We start from the raw sequence: 3965 nt of genomic DNA on the forward strand, positions 1-3965 counted from the left end.
TGTTCCTGATCTACCCCATCGGACAAGGTTCTTTCTCTGATGGAATGCCTCTGGGCATCTCTGGAACCTTCAACTTCATGTTCGTGTTCCAAGCTGAGCACAACATCCTGATGCACCCCTTCCACATGTTAGGTGTGGCTGGTGTATTCGGTGGTTCTTTGTTCTCCGCAATGCACGGTTCTTTGGTAACTTCCTCCTTGGTTCGTGAAACAACCGAAACCGAATCTCAAAACTACGGTTACAAATTCGGTCAAGAAGAAGAAACCTACAACATCGTCGCAGCCCACGGCTACTTCGGTCGTTTGATTTTCCAATACGCTTCCTTCAACAACAGCCGTTCCTTGCACTTCTTGTTAGGTGCATGGCCAGTAGTCGGCATCTGGTTCACCTCATTGGGCATCAGCACAATGGCCTTCAACCTGAACGGTTTCAACTTCAACCAGTCCATCATCGACTCACAAGGTCGCGTGATTGGCACCTGGGCTGATGTACTCAACCGCGCTAACTTGGGATTTGAAGTAATGCACGAGCGTAACGCTCACAACTTCCCCCTCGACTTGGCGGCTGGTGAAGCAGCTCCTGTAGCTCTAACCGCTCCAGTTATCAACGGCTAATTCTTAAGAACTTAGCTTAAAAAAAGCGCCCTCCAAAAGAGGGCGCTTTTTTATTATTAATACAAACCACAGAGGCGCAAAGAACTCAGAGAATGGCAGAAATCAGTTGAGTTTTCGCTTCTACAGAAGCTTGCAGATACGAATTTAGGGTGAATGGCACTAACATAAGAACTCTCCTACCTCACCAACCAACCCTTGTGCAGGGGGTCTCTAGGTAGGCACTCCGTCCCCCAGTGGGGGGTTTGGGGGGAAACCCCCCAATCTGGGTTTTTCTCAAAGAACGGCTACTTTTTGCTTAAGTCAGTGACATTCAATTTAGGGTATGTCTAATTGCTGCTAACCACTACTGTAGCTTTACGATCTAATAGCTTCCTAGCCGCCAAAACTTCCTGTCTTGCCCATTGATCGGCTGCTATGATGTCATCTAAAGAAGGATTTTGGCAGTTGTCGGCTTGGTGGCGATCGCACACGTATTCAATACAACGCGCAATATCTAAATATCCAATTTTTTCGTCTAGAAATAGTGCAACTGCCTGCTCATTCGCGGCATTCAATACCGCAGGCATGGAACCTCCCGCACGTCCTGCCGCATACGCTAGCTGCATACAGGGATATTTTTCATGGTCGGGTTCTCTAAAGGTTAGGCTGCCAGCTTTCACTAAATCCAGCGGTTCCCAGTCCGTGTAAATGCGATCGGGCCAAGATATGGCATAAAGTAGGGGTAAGCGCATATCAGGCCAACCTAATTGAGCTAATACTGAGGTATCTTGCAGCTCAATCAGCGAGTGAATGATGCTCTGAGGATGGATAACGATGTCGATGCGCTCGTACTCCATGCCGAAGAGAAAGTGAGCTTCAATCACTTCCAATCCCTTATTCATTAAGGTGGCAGAGTCTATCGTAATCTTGCGACCCATCGACCAGTTGGGATGCTTCAGGGCATCTGTCACTTTGGCGTCTGCTAACTTTTCTACAGGCCAATCTCGGAACGCACCGCCAGATGCCGTCAGCAGAATTCGTCGCAAGCCACCTTTGGGTACGCCTTGAAGACATTGGAAGATTGCGGAATGCTCTGAGTCAGCCGGTAGCAGCTTAACGCCATGTTTTTCAATTAACGGCAGCACCACTGGGCCACCGGCAATTAGGGTTTCTTTATTGGCAAGAGCAATATCTTTACCCGCTTCAATGGCAGCAATGGTCGGTAACAACCCAGCACAGCCGACAATACCAGTAACGACGATATCTGCATCCCCGTAACGGGCAACTTCTGCGATCGCAGCTTCTCCCGCTAGTAAGATGGGTTGGGGGTCGAGGTCTTTGATTGCCTCTTTAAGTTCTGGTAATTTCTCTTCTACACAGATGGCTGCGATCGCAGGTCGAAATTGCCGAATCTGAGACGCTAACATTTCAACATTACTCCCCGCCGCCAATCCCACAATCCGGAATTGGTCAGGGTACTGCGTCACGATATCTAAAGTCTGCGTGCCGATGGAGCCAGTTGAACCGAGAAGATTAATTGCTTTCACAATACTTTAAGAATTACGCCCCTTTTTAATATAAGGTTCTTTGGGCTACTGCTTTGCTGCTTTAGGTAGGAAATATTTAAGGCAGGACTGAGAGAGTACTGGCAGCGAAAGTTGGGGGATGTCAGTATGAGTTGAGGTGCCAACACTGTGGGACATGCTGATCCCTCGATATCGTGAAGTATTGTAAAGCTTAGCCTTGGAGAAAACAGCTTTCTAGCTGACGGGGCGATCGCTGCCTGAGTGTCTTGTTGCTAGGTCATGAGATTTTTTTCCAGTCCCAAGAGTTAGAAGCCGAGCTGTAAGCGGCTGGTTAAACCTTCACTACTTTTATCTGTTCGTTGAATGCTCCAGTGTGATTGCGTGATTTCACTTAGTATCTGGGGTTGCACAAAGAAAATTTCAGTATATTTCCCGTTTGGCGTAAAGCTGAAAATTTTTAAGGTATGGGCATGAGCTAAGGAAAATTCTAAACGTGGCGCAATTTCAAATCGAGTGTCTAGAGTCTAAAGTCCTCAAGAATCAAAATCAATATGGCAAATTTGTCCTGGAACCTCTCGAACGTGGTCAAGGCACAACTGTTGGCAACACTCTGAGACGGGTGCTACTGTCTAACCTCGAAGGTGCAGCCGTGACAGCCGTCCGGATTGCCGGAGTGAATCACGAGTTTGCCACCATTGAAGGGGTGCGCGAGGAAGTTCTGGAAATTCTGCTGAATATGAAACAAGTAGTCCTCAAAAGCTATACCTCTGCGCCCCAAATTGGTCGAGTCATGATTACAGGACCCGCAACCGTGAGAGCTGCTCAGTTTGATTTACCCTCTGAAGTGGAAATCGTTGATCCAGGTCAGTACATTGCTACTCTAGCCGAGGGAGCAAGGCTAGAGATGGAGTTTCGGGTTGAAAAAGGAAAAGGGTATCGATCTGTCGAACGGGGGCGTGACGAATCGGCGGCTGTGGACTTTCTCCAGATTGATGCCGTATTTATGCCAGTGAGTAAGGTAATTTACACCGTAGAGGATGCTCGGATTGATGGCTCACTGGAAAAAGAGCGGTTAATTGTGGAAATCTGGACGAATGGTAGCTTGACTCCGCAAGAAGCTTTAAGTCAAGCGGCTAGGACTCTGGTAGATCTGTTCAATCCCTTGAAAGATATTAATCTGAAGTCGATTAGAGACGAATATCCCGATGATCAAGAGCCAAATGGTCAAATTCCAATTGAAGAATTGCAACTGTCAGTACGGGCTTATAACTGCCTGAAGCGGACACAAATCAACTCCGTAGCTGACTTGCTGGATTATAGCCAGGAAGACCTCTTAGAAATCAAAAACTTTGGTCAAAGATCTGCTGAAGAAGTAATTGAAGCCTTGCAGCGACGTTTGGGAATTACCTTACCCCATGAAACACAAGTAGCAATACCTATAACTACGTCAAATAACAGTATATCTACTCAACTCCCTAATGCTACTGTGGAAGGAGCAACTTCTCAACAGCCTCAAAATCTTGAAGAACGTGGACAACAAGAACAACAGTTAGATAACAGGGAAGATACAGCTACAAGAGAATCAGGAAACCAATGGAGAGAAAGAGCTTCCCATTCGTCGCAAACTAATCCTATTAGTTTATCATATTCTAAACTTCAAAATATTGATGTATTAGAAAGAGATAATCCCCAGTTATTAACGCTGAAGCGAGAAGCTAATTCCACAGCCTGGAATCAGCTAGTCAATTGGGTCAATGAAGAGATTCTGTCCTTAGATTTAAGTGCTGCTGCGGCTTCTGCAAGAAGACTAAAAGAAAGAAACTCAGGTAAGTCTGTTCGGGACATT

1 protein-coding gene and 2 pseudogenes are annotated in these 3965 nt (G+C 46.5%); 2 read left to right on the forward strand and 1 reads right to left on the reverse strand.

Features of this window, described 5'->3' with window-relative positions:
* A pseudogene (locus tag V6C93_RS15940) lies at positions 1-614 on the forward strand (photosystem II q(b) protein); the annotation flags it as partial.
* 326 nt (positions 615-940) lie between these two features.
* On the opposite strand, the gene dxr reads toward V6C93_RS15940, so the two are convergent.
* On the reverse strand, positions 941-2140 hold the full coding sequence (gene dxr, locus V6C93_RS15945) for a 1-deoxy-D-xylulose-5-phosphate reductoisomerase (protein WP_333477652.1): 1200 nt from the start codon (positions 2138-2140) through the stop codon (positions 941-943).
* A gap of 472 nt (positions 2141-2612) precedes the next feature.
* Here dxr and V6C93_RS15950 point away from each other — a divergent pair.
* Positions 2613-3539, forward strand: a pseudogene (locus tag V6C93_RS15950) (DNA-directed RNA polymerase subunit alpha); the annotation flags it as partial.
* Between the last annotated feature and the right edge of the window lie 426 nt (positions 3540-3965).

The organism is Allocoleopsis sp. (genome assembly GCF_036703385.1).
Taxonomy (GTDB): Bacteria; Cyanobacteriota; Cyanobacteriia; order Cyanobacteriales; family Coleofasciculaceae; genus Allocoleopsis.